The 16,577-nt window shown below is 68.7% G+C and carries 14 protein-coding genes; 13 read left to right on the top strand and 1 reads right to left on the bottom strand.

Annotated elements, in window-relative coordinates; all coding sequences use genetic code 11:
• The first annotated feature begins 17 nt into the window (after positions 1-17).
• From RZE79_RS08815 to RZE79_RS08755, 13 genes are all read left to right on the top strand, one after another.
• Entirely contained in the window at positions 18-1,469 is a 1,452-nt protein-coding gene (locus RZE79_RS08815; protein WP_319360000.1) for a M81 family metallopeptidase, read from the top strand.
• A 53-nt stretch (positions 1,470-1,522) separates the two neighbouring features.
• Positions 1,523-3,103 (top strand): ABC transporter substrate-binding protein, encoded by a 1,581-nt coding sequence (locus RZE79_RS08810; protein ID WP_319359999.1) that lies wholly within the window; start codon positions 1,523-1,525, stop codon positions 3,101-3,103.
• Between the two features lie 15 nt (positions 3,104-3,118).
• A complete protein-coding gene (locus tag RZE79_RS08805) occupies positions 3,119-4,054 on the top strand; it encodes an ABC transporter permease (RefSeq protein WP_319359998.1) in 936 nt (311 codons plus the stop codon).
• 25 nt (positions 4,055-4,079) lie between these two features.
• Positions 4,080-4,997: an ABC transporter permease gene (locus RZE79_RS08800; RefSeq protein WP_319359997.1), complete on the top strand. Its 918-nt coding sequence runs from the start codon at positions 4,080-4,082 to the stop codon at positions 4,995-4,997.
• 16 nt (positions 4,998-5,013) lie between these two features.
• Complete coding sequence (locus tag RZE79_RS08795; RefSeq protein ID WP_319359995.1) at positions 5,014-6,048, top strand: ABC transporter ATP-binding protein; 1,035 nt, start codon at positions 5,014-5,016, stop codon at positions 6,046-6,048.
• Positions 6,045-7,049: an oligopeptide/dipeptide ABC transporter ATP-binding protein gene (locus tag RZE79_RS08790; RefSeq protein WP_319359994.1), complete on the top strand. Its 1,005-nt coding sequence runs from the start codon at positions 6,045-6,047 to the stop codon at positions 7,047-7,049. Before RZE79_RS08795 ends, RZE79_RS08790 begins: the two co-directional genes overlap by 4 nt.
• Before the next feature lie 316 nt (positions 7,050-7,365).
• Complete coding sequence (locus tag RZE79_RS08785; protein ID WP_319359993.1) at positions 7,366-8,820, top strand: D-aminoacylase; 1,455 nt, start codon at positions 7,366-7,368, stop codon at positions 8,818-8,820.
• A gap of 234 nt (positions 8,821-9,054) precedes the next feature.
• Complete coding sequence (locus tag RZE79_RS08780) at positions 9,055-9,594, top strand: MarR family transcriptional regulator (RefSeq protein ID WP_319359992.1); 540 nt, start codon at positions 9,055-9,057, stop codon at positions 9,592-9,594.
• 6 nt (positions 9,595-9,600) lie between these two features.
• A complete protein-coding gene (locus RZE79_RS08775) occupies positions 9,601-11,193 on the top strand; it encodes an ABC transporter substrate-binding protein (protein ID WP_319359991.1) in 1,593 nt (530 codons plus the stop codon).
• A gap of 130 nt (positions 11,194-11,323) precedes the next feature.
• On the top strand, positions 11,324-12,265 hold the full coding sequence (locus RZE79_RS08770; protein ID WP_319359990.1) for an ABC transporter permease: 942 nt from the start codon (positions 11,324-11,326) through the stop codon (positions 12,263-12,265).
• Between the two features lie 31 nt (positions 12,266-12,296).
• Complete coding sequence (locus RZE79_RS08765; RefSeq protein ID WP_319359988.1) at positions 12,297-13,247, top strand: ABC transporter permease; 951 nt, start codon at positions 12,297-12,299, stop codon at positions 13,245-13,247.
• Between the two features lie 2 nt (positions 13,248-13,249).
• A complete protein-coding gene (locus tag RZE79_RS08760) occupies positions 13,250-14,890 on the top strand; it encodes an ABC transporter ATP-binding protein (RefSeq protein ID WP_319359987.1) in 1,641 nt (546 codons plus the stop codon).
• A gap of 63 nt (positions 14,891-14,953) precedes the next feature.
• Entirely contained in the window at positions 14,954-16,339 is a 1,386-nt protein-coding gene (locus RZE79_RS08755; protein ID WP_319359985.1) for an amidase, read from the top strand.
• A gap of 10 nt (positions 16,340-16,349) precedes the next feature.
• On the opposite strand, the gene RZE79_RS08750 is transcribed toward RZE79_RS08755, so the two are convergent.
• Complete coding sequence (locus RZE79_RS08750; protein ID WP_153285412.1) at positions 16,350-16,568, bottom strand: hypothetical protein; 219 nt, start codon at positions 16,566-16,568, stop codon at positions 16,350-16,352.
• Positions 16,569-16,577: the final 9 nt, after the last annotated feature.

Genomic DNA, 16,577 nt, shown 5'->3' with positions numbered 1-16,577 from the left:
TCCCACGAGAAATCACCATGCGTGTCTTCAGTGCTTCCCTCGCGACCGAAACCAACACCTTCGGCCCGATGCCGACCGGCATCGCGTCCTTCAAGGACCGCGGCTACTTTCCTGCCGGCCAGCATCCCGATGCGCTGACGATCTACTCGGGCCCGCTGTGGGCCGCACGCATCCGCGGCAAGGAAAAGGGCTGGACGCTGCTCGAGGGCATGGTGGCGGGCGCGCAGCCCAGCGGCATCACCACGCGCCACGCCTACGAAACGCTGCGCGACGAAATGCTGAACGACCTGCGCGCCGCGCTGCCTGTCGACATGGTGCTGCTCGGCCTGCACGGTGCGATGGTGGCCGATGGCTACGACGACTGCGAAGGCGACATGCTGGTGCGCGTGCGCCAGATCGTCGGCCCCGACGTCATCGTCGGCGCCGAGCTCGACCCGCACAACCACCTCACGCCCGCCATGGTGGACAACGCCAACGTGATGGTCTCCTTCAAGGAGTACCCGCACACCGACGTGCTCGAACGCGGGCTGGAGCTGGTCGACATCTGCGCCGCGGCGGTCGAAGGCAAGGTCAAGCCGGTGGCTGCCATGGTCGACTGCGACATCATCGTCACCGTCCATACCTCGCGCGAGCCGGCACGCAGTTTTGTCGAGCGCATGCAGGCGCTCGAAGGCAAAGACGGCGTGCTCTCGGTCTCGCTCACGCACGGTTTCTCGTGGGGCGACGTGCCCGAGATGGGCACCAAGGTGCTCGTGTACACCGACGGCGACCAGGCCAAGGCCAATGCCCTGGCGCGCCAGCTGGCCGACGAAGTCATCGGCATGCGCGACGGCCTCACGGTCAACTACCCGAGCATCGACGATTCGCTCGACCAGGCCCTGGCCTTCGACGGCGGCCCCGTGGTGCTGGCCGACGGTGCCGACAACCCCGGCGGCGGCGCGGCGAGCGACTCCACCTTCATCCTGCGCCGCATGCTCGAGCGCGGCATCACCAATGCGGCGCTGGGCCCGATGTGGGACCCGATTGCCGTGCGCATCGCCTTCGACGCCGGCGTGGGCGCCAAGCTGCAGATGCGCATCGGCGGCAAGATCAGCCCGCTGTCGGGCGACCCGCTCGACCTTGAATGCACCGTGAAGGCGCTGCAGCACGACCTGGTGATGACGGGCCTGTCGAACACGCCCACCGCCATGGGCGACTGCGCGCTGGTCGAGGTCGATGGCATCGAGATCGTGCTGATCACGCGGCGCAACCAGGCCATGGGCACCGACATGTTCACGCAGCTGGGTTGCGACCTGGCCGCCAAGAAAATCGTGGTCGTCAAGTCGTCGCAGCATTTCTACGCGTCGTACTCCCAGGTGGCAAAGCACGTGATCTACGCCGGCGCACCCGGCGCCGTGACGCTCGACCTCACCACCCTGCCGTATCGCAAGGCCCGCCTGCCCAAGTGGCCCATCGGCGTCGCTGCCTGAGCGCCCTTTTCTTTTTCTTTTTCTTTCGCCCCCCACCGACCGGAGAACCGACGATGAAACGACGAACGCTTGCCGCCCTCGCTGCCCTGGCCCTTTCGGCCGCCAGCCTTCCCGCGCTCGCCCAGACAACGCCGCCCAAGACACTGAAGGTGGTGGCGCATGCCGACCTGAAGATCCTCGACCCGACCTTCACCACGGCCTACATCTCGCGCAACTTCGGCCACATGGTGTACGACACCCTGTTCGCGCAGGATGCCACCGGCAAGCCGCAGCCGCAGATGGTCGAGAAGTACACGACCTCGAAGGACGGCAAGCAGTGGAGCTTCACGCTGCGCCCGGGCCTGAAGTTCTCCGATGGCGCCGCCGTGACCTCGGCCGACGCCGTGGCGTCGCTGCAGCGCTGGGCCGCGCGCGACAGCCTGGGCCGCGCCATGACGGGTGTCGGCGCCGAGTGGAAGGCGACCGACGCGCGCACCCTCACGCTCACGCTCAACGAGCCCTTCGGCATGGTGCTCGACGCGCTGGCCAAGCCCTCGGGCTTTCCGCCCGTGATCCTGCCCGAGCGCATCGCCAAGCTGCCGGCCACCTCGCCCCTCACCGAGGTCGTCGGCTCGGGGCCCTTCATCTTCAAGCGCGACGAATGGGTGCCGGGCAACAAGACGGTGTTCGTGCGCAACCCGAACTACGTGGCGCGCAGCGAGCCGCCGAGCGGCCTGGCCGGCAGCAAGAAGACCACGCTGGACCGTGTCGAATGGCTCTACCTGCCCGACGCCAACAGCGCCGTGTCGGCGCTCAAGCGCGGCGAGGTCGACTACATCGAGCAGCTGGCGCCCGACTACATCGCACCGCTGCGCACCGACAGCAACATCAAGATCGGCTCGGGCGGCGCCTACCAGGGCTTCCTGGTGATGAACCAGCTGCACGCGCCCTTCGACAACCCGAAGGTGCGCCAGGCGCTGCTGCAGGCCGTGAACCAGGAACGCTTCGTCGCGGCCATGGGCTTCCCGCTGGACATGCGCATGGCCTACTGCGCCACCTACTTCATCTGCGGCAGCCCCAACGAGACCGCGGCCGGTGCGGAGCCTTTCCGCAAGGCCGACGTGGCCAAGGCGAAGAAGATGCTCGCCGACGCCGGCTACAAGGGCGAGAAGGTGGTGCTGATGGTGCCCAGCGACGTGCCCTACCTCAACGCCGAGGCGCTGATGGCCGCGCAGACCATGAAGAGCATCGGCCTGAACGTCGATGCACAGACCATGGACTGGGCCTCGATCGGTGCGCGCCGCGCCAAGCGCGATGCGCCCGACGCCGGCGGCTGGAACATCTACGTCACGGTGGCCGGCGAGTTCGACGTCAACTCGCCCATCAGCAACGCCTACCTGGGCGCGGCCTGCGGCAACACGCTGCCCGGCTGGCCCTGCGACAAGAAGCTCGACGAACTGCGCACCGCCTGGCTGAAGGAAACCGTGCCGGCCAAGCGCAAGGAACTGCTCGACGCCTTCCAGACCCGCGCCTACGAGGCCGTGCCGTACATCAACGCCGGCCAGTACTCGGCCGCGTTCGCGGCGCGCGCCAGCCTCAAGGGGCTGGACAAGATGTGGGCCGGCATGCCCACCGTCTGGGTGCTCGACAAGTAAGCCGCCGCGCACGCCATGGGCTACATCGTTCGACGCTTTCTTTCCACGCTGCCGGTGATGGCGGTGGTGGCCGTGGTGGTGTTCCTGCTGATCCACCTGTCGCCCGGCGACCCGGCCGCGCTCATCGCGGGCGACCTCGCCACCACCGAAGACATCGACAAGCTGCGCGCCGCGCTCGGCCTGAACCTGCCCCTGTGGCAGCAGTTCGGGCTGTGGATCGGCAAGATCTTCACGGGCGACCTGGGCACCTCGATCTTCACGCAGGTGCCCGTGACGCAGCTGCTCGGCCAGCGGCTGGAGCCGACGGTGTCGATCGCGGCGCTGACCATGCTCATCACGCTGGTGACGGCCGTGCCGCTGGGCACGCTCGCGGCCTACTGCGCGGGCACCTGGATCGACCGCCTCGTGATGCTGTTCGCGGTGCTGGCGTTCTCGGTGCCGGTGTTCCTCATCGGCTACCTGCTGGTCTACACCTTCGCGGTGCAGCTGCCGTGGTTCCCGGTGCAGGGCTATGTGAACTTCTCCGAAGGCCCCGGCGCCTGGCTGCGCGCGCTGGTGCTGCCCTGCGTGAACCTGGCGCTGGTGTACATCGCGCTGGTGACGCGCATGACGCGCGCCACCGTGCTCGAGGTGCTGCACGAGGACTACATCCGCACCGCGCGCGCCAAGGGCCTGGGCGTGCTGCCGGTTCTGGGCCATGCGCTGCGCAACGCGGCCATTCCCATCGCCACGACGATCGGCGCGGGCATCGCGCTGCTCATCGGCGGCGTGGTGGTCACCGAGACGGTGTTCGCCATTCCGGGCGTGGGTCGGCTCGTGATCGATTCGGTGCAGCGCCACGACTACCCGGTGATCCAGAGCGTGCTGCTGCTGTCGGCAGGCGTGTACGTGCTGATCAACCTCTTGATCGACCTGAGCTACCGCCTGTTCGACCCGCGCATCCAGTACTAGAACAAAGAACGAGCCCCACGACGCCATGTCCACTGCCCTGCCCTTGCGCGAGGTCGATGCGCCGGTGCCCAGCACCGCCGTTTCCGATGCCGCCGAAGACCCTCCTTTCGTACCGCCGCGCTGGCGCTGGGTGCGCAAGCACCCGACGCTGATCGTCGGCGCGCTGCTGCTCATCATGGTGGCCGCACTGTCCATCGCCGCACCCTGGATCGCCACCCACGACCCGCAGGACATCGACCCGCTCGCGCGCATGCAGACGGCCTCGGCCGAGCACTGGTTCGGCACCGACGCGCTGGGCCGCGACGTGTTCAGCCGCGCCGTGTGGGGCGGTCGCGTGTCGATGATCGTCGGCGCCTCGGTGGCCGTGCTCGCCACCTTCTTCGGCATCGTGCTGGGCCTGGTGTCGGGCTTCGTGCGCTGGGCCGACGGCCCGATCATGCGGGTGATGGACGGGCTCATGGCCATCCCCGGCATCCTGCTGGCCATTGCGCTGATGGCCGTGACGCGCGCCAGCCTCACCACGGTGATCATCGCCATCACCGTGCCCGAGATTCCGCGCGTGGTGCGGCTGGTGCGCTCGCTGGCGCTCACCTTGCGCGAGCAGCTGTTCGTGGAGGCTGCGCATGCGGTCGGCACGCGGCTGCCGGTGATCCTCGTGCGGCACGTGCTGCCGAACATCGTAGCGCCGCTGATCGTGCAAGCCACCTTCGTGGCGGCCGCCGCCGTGCTCACCGAGGCCGCGCTGTCCTTCCTCGGCGTGGGCGTGCCTTCGCAGACGCCAAGCTGGGGCAACATGATGGCCGAGGGTCGCAACTTCGTGACCGTGGCGTTCCACATCATCCTGTACCCGGGCCTGCTGCTGGCGGCCACGGTGCTGGCGATCAACCTGCTCGGCGATGGCCTGCGCGATGCGCTCGACCCGCGCCTGGCGCGGCAGCTGTGATGAAGAGGAACGCCCCATGACGATCCACATGTCCCAGGCCACCCTCGCCCCCGGCGAGCCGCTGCTCGAGGTCGACAACCTGCGCACCTACTTCAACACGCTCGCGGGCACCGTGCGCTCGGTCGACGGCGTGTCGTACACCGTGCGCGCGGGCCGCACGCTGGGCGTGGTCGGCGAATCGGGCTGCGGCAAGAGCGTGACGGCGCTGTCGATCCTGCGGCTGGTGCCCACGCCGCCCGGCCGCCACATGGGCGCGGTGCGCCTGCGCGGCACCGACCTGATGCAGCTCAGCGAGCGCGAGATGCGGCAGATCCGCGGCAACCGCATCTCGATGATCTTCCAGGAGCCGATGACCTCGCTGAACCCGGTGCTCACCGTGGGCCGGCAGATCGCCGAGACGGTGCAGCTGCACCAGAAGGCCAGCCGCGCCGAGGCGCTGCAGCGCGCGGTCGAGATGCTGCGGCTGGTGCAGATTCCCGAGCCCGAGCGGCGCGTGAACGAGTACCCGCATCAGCTCTCGGGCGGCATGCGCCAGCGCGTGATGATTGCGCTGGCCCTGGCCTGCAACCCCGAGGTGCTGATCGCCGACGAGCCCACCACCGCGCTCGACGTGACCATCCAGGCGCAGATCCTCGACCTCATCAAGCGGCTGCAGAAAGAGCTGGGCATGGGCGTGGTGATGATCACGCACGACCTGGGCGTGGTGGCCGAGAGCTGCGACCGCGTCGTCGTCATGTACGCCGGCAAGAAGGTGGAAGAAGCCGACGTGGTCGACCTCTTCGATCGCCCGCTGCACCCCTACACGCGTGCGCTGATGGCCTCGATGCCCGCCATGAGCACGTCGAGTGCGCGGCTGCACGAGATTCCGGGCATGGTGCCCGCCGCGCACGAGCTCGGGCGCGGCTGCGCCTTTGCCGCGCGCTGTTCGCAGGCACGCGAACGCTGCCGCCGCGAGACACCGCCGCTTTCCACACAGGGCGACGGGCATGTGGTGGCCTGCTTCGCGGTGCAGGAGCAATGGACCGACGAGGCTGCCGAGGTGAGCGCATGACGACGACGACAACGACACCATCCACCAACGCGCCGCTCCTGCAGGTGCGCGAACTGCGCAAGCACTACATCTCGCCGCGCCGCTGGCTGCGCCCGAGCAAGCCGGCGATCCAGGCGGTCGACGGCGTGTCGTTCAACGTGGGGCATGGCGAAACGCTGTCGCTGGTCGGCGAATCGGGCTGCGGCAAGACCACCACCGCCAAGTCGGTGATGCGGCTGGTCGAACCCACCTCGGGCTCGGTGCGGCTGAACGGCGAAGAGCTGCTGACCCTGTCCGCGAACGCGATGCGCCAGCGCCGGCGCGACCTGCAGATCATCTTCCAGGACCCGTACGCCTCGCTGAACCCGCGCCTCACGGCCGGCGACATCGTGGCCGAGCCGCTGCGCAACTTCGGCGACGTGTCGCTGGCCGAGCGGCGCGAGCGCGTGCAGTGGCTGTTCTCGCGCGTCGGCCTGCGGCCCGAGGCGGCGAAGAAGTTTCCGCACGAGTTCTCGGGCGGCCAGCGCCAGCGCCTGGGCATTGCGCGCGCGCTGGCGCTCAACCCCAAGCTCATCGTCTGCGACGAGCCCGTGTCGGCGCTCGACGTGTCGGTGCAGGCGCAGGTGGTCAACCTGCTGATGGACCTGCAGGCCGAGTTCGGCATCGCCTACCTCTTTGTCGCGCACGACCTCGCCGTGGTGCGCCACATCAGCCACCGGGTGGCCGTGATGTACCTCGGCCACATCGTGGAGATCGCCGACCGCGACACGCTGTTCTCGGCGCCGCGCCATCCGTACACCGAGATCCTGCTGTCGGCCGTGCCCGTGCCCAACCCGCGCACGCCCGCACGGCGCCTGCTGCTGCAGGGCGACCCGCCGAGCCCGGCCAATCCGCCGTCGGGCTGCCGCTTCCACACGCGCTGCCCGATGGCGCAGGCCGTGTGCAAGGAGAAGACGCCCGAGCTGACGGAACGGCCTTCGTCTTCCAAGGGCGGGCACTGGGTGGCTTGCCACTTTCGCTGAGATGAAGGTTGGGGCGCCGCTGGTTCAGGGCGACGCTCCCGCCGACGGGGAGCCTTGCTCCGCGAATGTCCCCCGGGCTTCGCCCTCCTCCTTGATTTCGCTGCGCAAGGCACCCCATCGACGTGAGCGTTTCAGAGCACTTGTTGATCAGCGCGCACCAACTGCGCGTCCCGTGCTCAGGGCACTGGGTGCTTCCCGCAGCGAAATCAAGGGGGAGGCCGCAGGCCGGAGGACATTCGCGGAGGGAAGTACCCGGTGGCCTGTGCACACGCCCTGAAACCACGCGCTCTTGAAATGAACACATGAAAGGACCGACATGAAACCCACCACCCACTACGACCTGCTGATCCAAGGCGGCACCGTCATCGACGGCACCAAGGCCCCGCGCTTCGACGCAGACGTGGGCATCGTCAATGGCCGCATCGCCGCCATCGGCAATCTCGCAGGCCACACGGCCGACCAGACGCTCGACGCCACCGGCCGCATCGTCGCGCCGGGCTTCATCGACTCGCACACGCACGACGACCAGGCCGTGCTGTCGCAGGCGCAGATGCCGTTCAAGGTGTCGCAGGGTGTGACCACGGTGGTGGCGGGCAACTGCGGCATCAGCGCCGCGCCGCTGCGTGCCGACATGGACCTGCCGATGCCGCTGAGCCTGCTCGAAACGCCGGCCGAAGACCGCTTCACGACCTTCGCGGCCTACCTCGATGCACTGCGCGCCACGCCCTCGTCGGTCAACGTGGCGGCGATGGTCGGCCACTCGACGCTGCGCGCCGTGACCATGTCCGACCTCGACCGGCCGGCCACCGCGCAGGAGATCGCCGCCATGCAGGCGCTGGTCGAAGAAGCGATGCAGGCCGGCGCCATCGGCCTGTCGACCGGCACCTTCTACCCGCCGGCGGTGAAGGCCACGACCGAAGAGATCATCGAGGTCGGCCGCCCGCTCACGTCGCGCAAGGCGCTGTACGTGACGCACATGCGTGACGAGAGCGACCGCGTGATGGACTCGCTGGAAGAAACCTTCCACATCGGCCGCGCGCTCGACATTCCGGTGGTGGTGTCGCACCACAAGGTGCAGAACACGCAGAACTTCGGCAAGACCAAGGTCACGCTGCCGTTCATCCAAGAGGCCATGAAGCACCAGTGCATCGGCCTCGACTGCTACCCGTACACCGCGGGCTCCACCATGATCCGTACCGACCGCGGAATGATGGACGGCCGCGTGCTCATTGCCTCGAGCGTGCCGCACCCCGAGTGCGCGGGCCGCGACCTGAAGGACATCGCTGCCGAATGGGGCGTGTCGGGCGAAGAGGCCGCGCTGCGCCTGTCGCCCGGCAGCGCCATCTATTTCATGATGGACGAAGACGACGTGCAGCGCGTGCTCGCCTTCGACGAGACCATGATCGGCTCCGACGGCATTCCGCTGGGCGACAAGCCGCACCCGCGCCTGTGGGGCACCTTCCCGCGCGTGCTGGGCCACTACAGCCGCGACGTGGGTCTGTTCCCGCTGGAGACGGCCGTGTGGAAGATGACGGGGCTCACGGCGCGCAACTTCGGCCTGCACGAACGCGGCGCGCTCAAGGTCGGGCATCACGCCGACGTGGTGGTCTTCAATGCCGCCACGGTGCGCGACACGGCGAACTACGAAACGCCGACCGAACCCGCCGAAGGCATCGACGCGGTGATCGTGAACGGCGCCGTCACCTGGCGCCACGGCGTGCACAGCGGCGCGCGCAACGGCCAGGTGATCGTGCGCAGGGACGCGGCCTGACACCTCGCGCCACGGCGGCACCTGCATGGCGCCCGCCCTCGCATCCTGGTGCACGCGCAGCACCGGATCGGTGAACACACCGGGCCTCACGGGCCCGGTTTTTCTTTCTCCTTTGCGCTTTTCCTCTCTGGCAGTGCATCCCTAGGGGATTTCCCTCGACAGCTGGCCCGGAGCTTGCGTAGTTCGCCCACATAGTTGAACATTTCAACTATTGAAGTCTTCTACCAACCCGTCATGCACGCCCCGCTTCACCTGAAGAACGACTACCTCAACGTGCTGATCGACCTGGCGTCGCAGCGCACGCGCGACCGCGGCTCGCGCATCTACGAGATCGAGCTGGGCCTGTCGATCCGCGACGTGCGCCTGCTGCGCATGATCGGCGCCGAGCCCGGCATCACCATGGGCCAGCTGGTGCAGACCTGCGGCATCGAGAAGACGCTGGTCTCCAAGCTGGTGGGTTCGCTGGTGCAGCGCAAGCTGGTCGAGCGCCAGATCGGCACCGAGGACGCACGGCAGATCCGCCTGTGCCTGAGCAAGACGGGCGTCGACATGGTGCTGCGCGCCGAGCCCATCGGGCACGAGATGGAAGCGCGCTTTCTCGACTGCCTGAGCGTCGCCGACATCGAGAACCTGCGCCGCATCATGCACAAGCTCATCGACGCCGAAGAAGGCTCGCGCGACATCTTCGAATTCCTGCTGGTGCAGCTGCGCGAAAGCAAGGAATCGCCCCCGTCTTCCCCTCCCGCGTCTTCCGCTCCCTCCCGAAAGAAGTAAGGCTCCATGGCAATCCATTTTTCACCGCGCCGCGTCGCGGCGGCTTCCCTGTCGGCGCTCGCTTTGTGCTTCGCCGCCACCGCGTCCGCCCAGACCGTGCTTCGCACCGTGCCCTCGTCGGACCTGAAGATCGTCGATCCGATCTGGACCACCGCCAACATCACGCGCAACCACGGCCTGATGATCTACGACACGCTCTTCGCGATGGACGAGAAGGGCGTCATCAAGTCGCAGATGGTCGACAAGTACAGCGCGAGCGCCGACAACAAGGTGTGGAGCTTCACGCTGCGCCCGGGCCTGAAGTTCCACGACGGCGCACCGGTCACCTCGCAGGACGTGATCGCCTCGCTGGCGCGCTGGGCCAAGCGCGACACGCTGGGCCAGAAGATGTACGAGGCGATGGACAGCATCGCCGCCGACGGCCCCAACGGCTTTCGCATGACGTTCAAGCAGCCCTTCGGCGTGGTGCTCGATGCGCTCGGCAAGCCCAACCCGCTGGTGCCTTTCATCATGCCCAAGCGCGTGGCCGACACACCCGCCGACAAGCAGATCGACGAGATGATCGGCTCCGGCCCCTTCACGCTCGCCAAGGAAGACTTCCGCCCCGGCGACCGCGTCATCTACCGCAAGAACGCCGCCTACGTGCCGCGCAAGGAACCCGCCTCGGGCCTGGCCGGCGGCAAGGTGGTGCACGTCGACCGCGTCGAGTGGGTGATGCTGCGCGACCCGCAGACGCAGACCAACGCACTGCTCAACGGCGAGGTCGACATGATCGAGACCGTGCCCGTGTCGGGCTACACCGGCATGCGCACCAACGAGAAGATCGAGCTGGTCGACGTGATGCCGGCGGGCCCCTTCACGGTGCTCTACAACCACAAGGTGCCGCCCTTCAACAACCCGAAGGCGCTGAAGGCCGCGATGCTGGCCATCAACCAGGAAGCGATGCTGCGCGCGCAGGTCACCTTCCGCGATTTCTACAAGCCCTGCGCCTCGATCTACCTGTGCGGCTCGCTCTACGCGAGCGACAAGACCGGCTTCTACACCGGCAAGCCGCAGTTCGAAGAAGCGCGCAAGCTGCTCAAGGAATCGGGCTACGACGGCAAGCCCGTGGTGATCATGCTGCCGGGCGATGCGCCCGCGCTGAACAAGCTGCCCGCGGTGTACGGCCAGCTGCTCAAGCAGGTGGGCTTCACCGTCGACGTGCAGACCACCGACTGGGCCACGCTCGTGACCCGGCGCACCAAGAAGGACCTGCCCGAGAACGGCGGCTGGAACGCCTTCATCACCTTCTGGGGCGGCGTGGACGCAAGCAGCCCCATCAGCTACAGCCCGTTGACCGGCAACGGCGACCAGGGCTACTTCGGCTGGCCCGTGGTGCCCGAGCTCGAGGCGCTGAAGACCAAGTTCATCGCCACCGCCGACCTCGCGCAGCGCAAGGAAATCGCCACGCAGATCCAGCAGGTCGTGCTCGAGCACGGCGTGCTCGCGCCGCTCGGCGAAGCCAAGGCGCCCACGGCCGTGCGCCGCGGCAGCATCACTGGCCTGCTGCCGTCGCCGGCGGTGCTGTACTGGAACGTGCGCAAGAAGACGGCACCGTAAGCCGACGGGCGCTACCGCCCCCTCCCCTTTCTGACCGACACCCCTGACCGGCTGCGCCTTGCGCGGCAGCCGGGCGGGACTTCCTTTGCCCACGCCGGACGCCCGGCCCTTCGTCACGGACCTGATTCACATGCTCCACTTCCTGTTGCGCCGCGGACTGGCCACCGCGCCCGTGCTCCTGATCGTGGCCGTCATCGTCTTCCTGCTGCTGCGCATGACGCCCGGCGATCCGGCCGCGGCCATCGCGGGCGACGCAGCGAATGCGCAGGACATCGCGCGCATCCGCACCCAACTGGGCCTGGACGCATCGATCTTCACGCAGTTCGTGCACTGGCTCGGCCAGGTGCTGCGCGGCGACCTCGGCTATTCGTTCTTCTACCGGATGCGCGTGACCGAGCTGATCGGCCAGCGGCTGGAACCCACGCTCTCGGTGGCGGCGGTGACGGTGGTGCTCACGGTGCTGATCGCCGTGCCGATCGGCGTGCTCGCGGCCTCGCGGCGCGGCGGCCGGCTCGACCGCTTCATCATGGGCGCCTCGGTGCTCGGCTTCTCGGTGCCGGTGTTCGTGGCCGGCTACGTGATGATCTGGCTGTTCTCGATGCAGCTCGGCTGGCTGCCTTCGCAGGGCTACCAGCGCATCGGCGACGGCATCGGCCCGTGGCTGCGCCACCTGGCGCTGCCCTGCGTCACGCTGGCCGTGATGTATGCGGCGCTCATCGCACGGGTCACGCGTGCGGCGGTGTCGGAGGCGCTCACCGAAGACTACGTGCGCACCGCGCGCGCCAAGGGCATCTCGGAGTGGCGCATGCTGCTGCGCCACGCGCTGGCCAACGCGGCCGTGCCGATCGCCACCGTCATCGGCCTGAGCGTGGCGGGCCTCATCGGCGGCGTGGTGGTCACCGAAACGATCTACGCGATTCCCGGCCTCGGCCAGCTCACGGTGGACGCGGTGCTCTCGCGCGACTACCCGCTCATCCAGGGCATCACCCTCTTCTTCTCGCTGGTCTACGTGGTGGTCAACCTGCTGGTGGACCTGAGCTACCTGCTGCTCGATCCGCGCATCCGCTACTGACAGCCTTCTTCCGACTTTCGAAAGCCTCGCCATGACTTCGATCTCCCTGCGCGACGACGCGCCCACCTCGGCCGCGGTTGCTCCCGCTACGCCCCGCGCCCCGGCCCGGTCGCTGCTGCGCCGCCTGCTCGCCAACGGCGCCGTGCGCGTCGGCGGCGCCCTGCTGGTCGCGATGCTGGTGCTGGCGGTGGCCGCGCCCTGGCTCTACACCATCGACCCGAACGCGATGGACCCGGCGAACTCGCACCTGCCGCCCGGCACGCGCACCGAGTTCACCACGCTCGCGGGCGACAGCTTCGAGCGCTTCTTTCCGCTGGGCACCGACAGCATGGGCCGCGACCTGTGGAGCCGCACGGCCTACGGGGCGCGCATCTCGCTGTCGGTGGGCGTGGCGGTGGCGCTGGGCTCGGTCGCATTCGGCCTCGTGGTGGGCATGGTCGCGGGCTACTTCCGCCGGCTCGACGGCGTGATCATGCGGGTGATGGACGGGATGATGGCCATCCCCGGCATCCTGTTCGCGATCGTGCTGGTGGCCGTGTGGCGGCCCAGCCTGCTCACGGTGATCCTGGCCATCGTGGTGCCCGAGACGCCGCGCGTGGCGCGGCTGGTGCGCTCGGTGGTGCTGTCGGTGCGCGAAGAGCCGTATGTCGAAGCGGCCGTCGCGCTCGACACGCCGACCTGGAAGCTGATGCTGCGCCACATCCTGCCCAACACGGTGGCGCCGCTGATCGTGCAGGGCACCTTCATCTGCGCGGCGGCGATGCTGGTGGAGGCGGTGATGTCGTTCCTGGGCATCGGCCTGCCGTCCGACGTGCCGACCTGGGGAAACATCATGTCCGAAGGCCGCACGCACTTCACCTCGCATCCGTCGACCGTGCTGCTGCCCGGCTTCTTTCTGGCGCTCACGGTGCTGGCTGTGAACATGCTGGGCGACGGCCTGCGCGATGCGCTCGATCCCAAGTTCAAACCGCGCGGAGGCTGACCATGACATCCACCCCTTCTTCGGCTTCCGCGGCCTCCGCCGCGCCCTGCCTCGTGGTGCGCGACCTCGCCATCGACCTGCCTGCGGGCGCCGACCGCGCGCACGCGGTACACGGCATCTCGTTCGACGTGATGCCCGGCCAGGTCGTGTGCCTGCTCGGTGAATCGGGCTCCGGCAAATCGGTCATCGCGCAGGCCGCGATGGGCCTGCTGCCTGCGTCGCTGCGGCCCTCGGCCGGGCGCATCGAGGTGCAGGGCGAGAACGTGCTCGCGGCCGATGCGAAGCGGCTGCGCGCGCTGCGCGGCGCGCGCATGGCGATGGTGTTCCAGGAGCCGATGACCGCGCTCAACCCCGTGATGCGTTGCGGCGCGCAGGTCGACGAGATCCTGGCCGAGCACACGACGCTGGGCGCTGCGGCGCGCCGCGAGCGCGTGCTCGCCATCTTCGAGCGCGTGCGGCTGCCCGAGCCCCAGCGCATGTACGACGCCTACCCGCACCAGCTCTCGGGCGGTCAGCGCCAGCGCATCGTGATCGCCATCGCGCTGATCCTGCGCCCCGCACTGCTGATCTGCGACGAGCCCACGACCGCGCTCGACGTGACCACGCAGGCCGAGATCCTTTCGCTCATCCGCGAGATGCAGCAGGAGAACGGCACGGCCGTGCTGTTCATCACGCACGACTTCGGCGTGGTGGCGGACATCGCCGACCAGGTGGTGGTGCTGCAGCTGGGCCGGCAGGTCGAGAGCGGCCCGAAAGACGAGGTGCTGCGCCGACCGAAGGAGGCTTACACGCGCATGCTGCTCGACGCCGTGCCGCGGCTGGCACCGGTGCTGCGCGCCCCCGTCGAAGCGAAGGCGCCGCTGCTCGATGCGCGCGGCGTGGGCAAGGTCTACCGCACGGGCAGCTGGCCCGGCAAGCGCCGCACGGTGCATGCGGCGGCCGACGTGTCGCTGAAGCTGCATGCGGGCGAAACGGTGGGCATCGTGGGCGAATCGGGTTCGGGCAAGTCGACCGTGGCGCGTTGCATTGCGCGGCTCATCGAGCCGACCGACGGCGACATCCGCGTGCCGGGCATCGAGGGCTCGCGCGGCGCGCAGCGCTCGGCGTTCCGGCGCATGGTGCAGGTCGTGTTCCAGGACCCGAACCGCTCGCTCAACCCGCGCCGCACGGTGGGCCAGTCGATCGTCGAGGGCCCGGTGAATTTCGGCGTGCCGCATGCCAAGGCCTGGCAGCGCGCCGAGGAGCTGATGGCGCTGGTGCGGCTGCAGCCCGAGGTGCTGCACCGCTACCCGAGCGAGTTCTCGGGCGGCCAGCGCCAGCGCCTGTGCATTGCGCGCGCGCTGGCATGCGAGCCGCGCGTGCTGATCGCCGACGAGGCCGTGTCGGCGCTCGACGTGTCGGTGCAGGACCAGATATTGAAGCTGCTGGCGGAGATCCAGCAGCGGCTGTCGATCGGCATTCTGTTCATCACGCACGACCTGCGCGTGGCCAGCCAGATCTGCGACCGCCTGATCGTGATGCACCAGGGCCGCATCGTCGAGCAAGGCAGCGCGCACGACGTGCTGCTGTCGCCGCGCGAGGCCTACACGCGCACGCTGCTGGCCGCGGCGCCCGGCCAGGGCTATGCGTTCGGAGGCGGCTGAACGCCGTCGCCCGCCTGAATTGTCCGATCACCTTCATCCAACCACCCAAGAAGAAACGAAGCCATGACCACACCCTTGTACGAACTCAGTGCCCTCCAGTTGCTCGAACACTACCGTGACCGCGCCTTGTCGCCGGTCGAGGTGACGCAGGCCGTGCTCGCGCGCATCGAGCGCTGGGAGCCGCACATCCACGCCACCTACGGCCTTGACGCCGAAGCCGCGCTGGCCTCGGCCCGCGCCTCCGAGGCGCGCTGGGCGCAGGGCAAGCCGCAGGGCGAGCTCGACGGCGTGCCGGTCACGCTGAAGGAGAACATCGCCACGCGCGGCACACCCACGCCGGTGGGCAGCGCGGCCACCGTGCTCGCGCCCGCCGCGGCCGACGCCCCCGCCGCCGCACGCCTGCGCGAAGCCGGCGCGGTGATCGTGACCAAGACGACGATGCCCGACTTCGGCTTTCTCGGCGCCGCACCGTCGAGCTTCCACGCGCTCACGCGCAACCCGTGGGACCTGGGCCGCAACACCGGCGGCTCGAGCTCGGGCGCCGGTGCTGCCGCCGCCGCGGGCTACGGCCCGCTGCACCTGGGCACCGACATCGGCGGCTCGGTGCGCATTCCGGCCAGCTTCTGCGGTGTGTTCGGCCTGAAGCCCAGCCACGGCCGCATCCCCGTCGACCCGCCCGCCGCCGCGCGCGTGATCGGCCCCATGACGCGCACCGTGGCCGATGCCGCGCTGCTGATGCAGGTGGTGACGCGCCCCGACGCGCGCGACTACATGAGCCTGCCGCCGAACGACTTCGCATGGCAGCAACTCGAGCGCAACGTGAAGGGCCTGCGCATCGGCCTGTGGACCGAAACCACAGGCGACTGGCCCATCGATGCGGAAGTGAAAGAGGCCGTGCTCGCCGCGGCCCGCTTGTTCGAGCAGGCCGGTGCGATCGTCGAGCCGCTGGCCGACTGGACCACGCTGGACATGCGCATGGGCATGGCCCACTTCTTCACGATGCGCTGCCGCGTCGACCTGGCCGCGATGCCGCCGGAACGCGCGAAGCTCGCGGCCGGCTACATCCATCAGGCATCGGAGTTCGCGGCCTCGCTCACGCCCGAAGACACCTTCCGTGCCTTCACGCGCATGCAGGCGCTGCGCGCAGCCACCGTGGCGGCCACGCAGCCCTTCGACTACGTGCTGTCGCCGGTGTCACCGGTGCTGCCGTTCGCGGCGGACGCGATCAACAGCGGCTCGGAAAATCCACTCAAGGATTCGCACTTCACGTCGGTGTTCAACCAGTCGGAACAACCGGCCGCGTCGATCAACTGCGGGCATTCCACGAGCGGCCTGCCGATCGGCCTGCAGATCGCGGGGCGCCGCTTCGACGACCTGGGCGTGCTGCAGATGGCGCGCTTCTACGAATCGGTGCGTCCGGCGCAGGCGCGCTGGCCTGAACCGGCCTGAGCCCGGCGAATCAGTCCGGCGCGTTCATCACGCGATCGAACTCTTCGTCGGCCGGCACGTTGTCGGCATCGAGTTCGCTGGCATCGGTGAGGTCGATGCCGGTTTCGTCCGACAGGTCGTCGGACGCATCGGCTTCGAGTTCCTCGAAGTCGTCGGCAGGCGTGTTGTCCTCTTCGTCGTCTTCGGACGACGAGGCGGAGCGCGCGGTGGCATCGGCTTGGGGCGTCATGATCGAATT

It is taken from the genome of Variovorax sp. EBFNA2 (genome assembly GCF_033802765.1).
GTDB classification, from domain to species: Bacteria; Pseudomonadota; Gammaproteobacteria; order Burkholderiales; family Burkholderiaceae_C; genus Variovorax; species Variovorax paradoxus_H.
The sequence above is the reverse complement of the archived record's forward strand: the minus strand, read 5'-3'. Positions and strand labels throughout refer to the sequence as shown.

Bases quoted from the DNA above. Each gene is read 5' to 3' on its own strand.
- RZE79_RS08795 (WP_319359995.1), top strand. From the start codon at position 5,014: ATGACGATCCACATGTCCCAGGCCACCCTCGCCCCCGGCGAGCCGCTG.
- RZE79_RS08765 (WP_319359988.1), top strand. From the start codon at position 12,297: ATGACTTCGATCTCCCTGCGCGACGACGCGCCCACCTCGGCCGCGGTT.
- RZE79_RS08755 (WP_319359985.1), top strand. From the start codon at position 14,954: ATGACCACACCCTTGTACGAACTCAGTGCCCTCCAGTTGCTCGAACAC.
- RZE79_RS08780 (WP_319359992.1), top strand. From the start codon at position 9,055: ATGCACGCCCCGCTTCACCTGAAGAACGACTACCTCAACGTGCTGATC.
- RZE79_RS08815 (WP_319360000.1), top strand. From the start codon at position 18: ATGCGTGTCTTCAGTGCTTCCCTCGCGACCGAAACCAACACCTTCGGC.
- RZE79_RS08785 (WP_319359993.1), top strand. From the start codon at position 7,366: ATGAAACCCACCACCCACTACGACCTGCTGATCCAAGGCGGCACCGTC.
- RZE79_RS08790 (WP_319359994.1), top strand. From the start codon at position 6,045: ATGACGACGACGACAACGACACCATCCACCAACGCGCCGCTCCTGCAG.
- RZE79_RS08760 (WP_319359987.1), top strand. From the start codon at position 13,250: ATGACATCCACCCCTTCTTCGGCTTCCGCGGCCTCCGCCGCGCCCTGC.
- RZE79_RS08805 (WP_319359998.1), top strand. From the start codon at position 3,119: ATGGGCTACATCGTTCGACGCTTTCTTTCCACGCTGCCGGTGATGGCG.
- RZE79_RS08770 (WP_319359990.1), top strand. From the start codon at position 11,324: ATGCTCCACTTCCTGTTGCGCCGCGGACTGGCCACCGCGCCCGTGCTC.
- RZE79_RS08800 (WP_319359997.1), top strand. From the start codon at position 4,080: ATGTCCACTGCCCTGCCCTTGCGCGAGGTCGATGCGCCGGTGCCCAGC.
- RZE79_RS08810 (WP_319359999.1), top strand. From the start codon at position 1,523: ATGAAACGACGAACGCTTGCCGCCCTCGCTGCCCTGGCCCTTTCGGCC.
- RZE79_RS08775 (WP_319359991.1), top strand. From the start codon at position 9,601: ATGGCAATCCATTTTTCACCGCGCCGCGTCGCGGCGGCTTCCCTGTCG.
- RZE79_RS08750 (WP_153285412.1), bottom strand. From the start codon at position 16,568: ATGACGCCCCAAGCCGATGCCACCGCGCGCTCCGCCTCGTCGTCCGAA.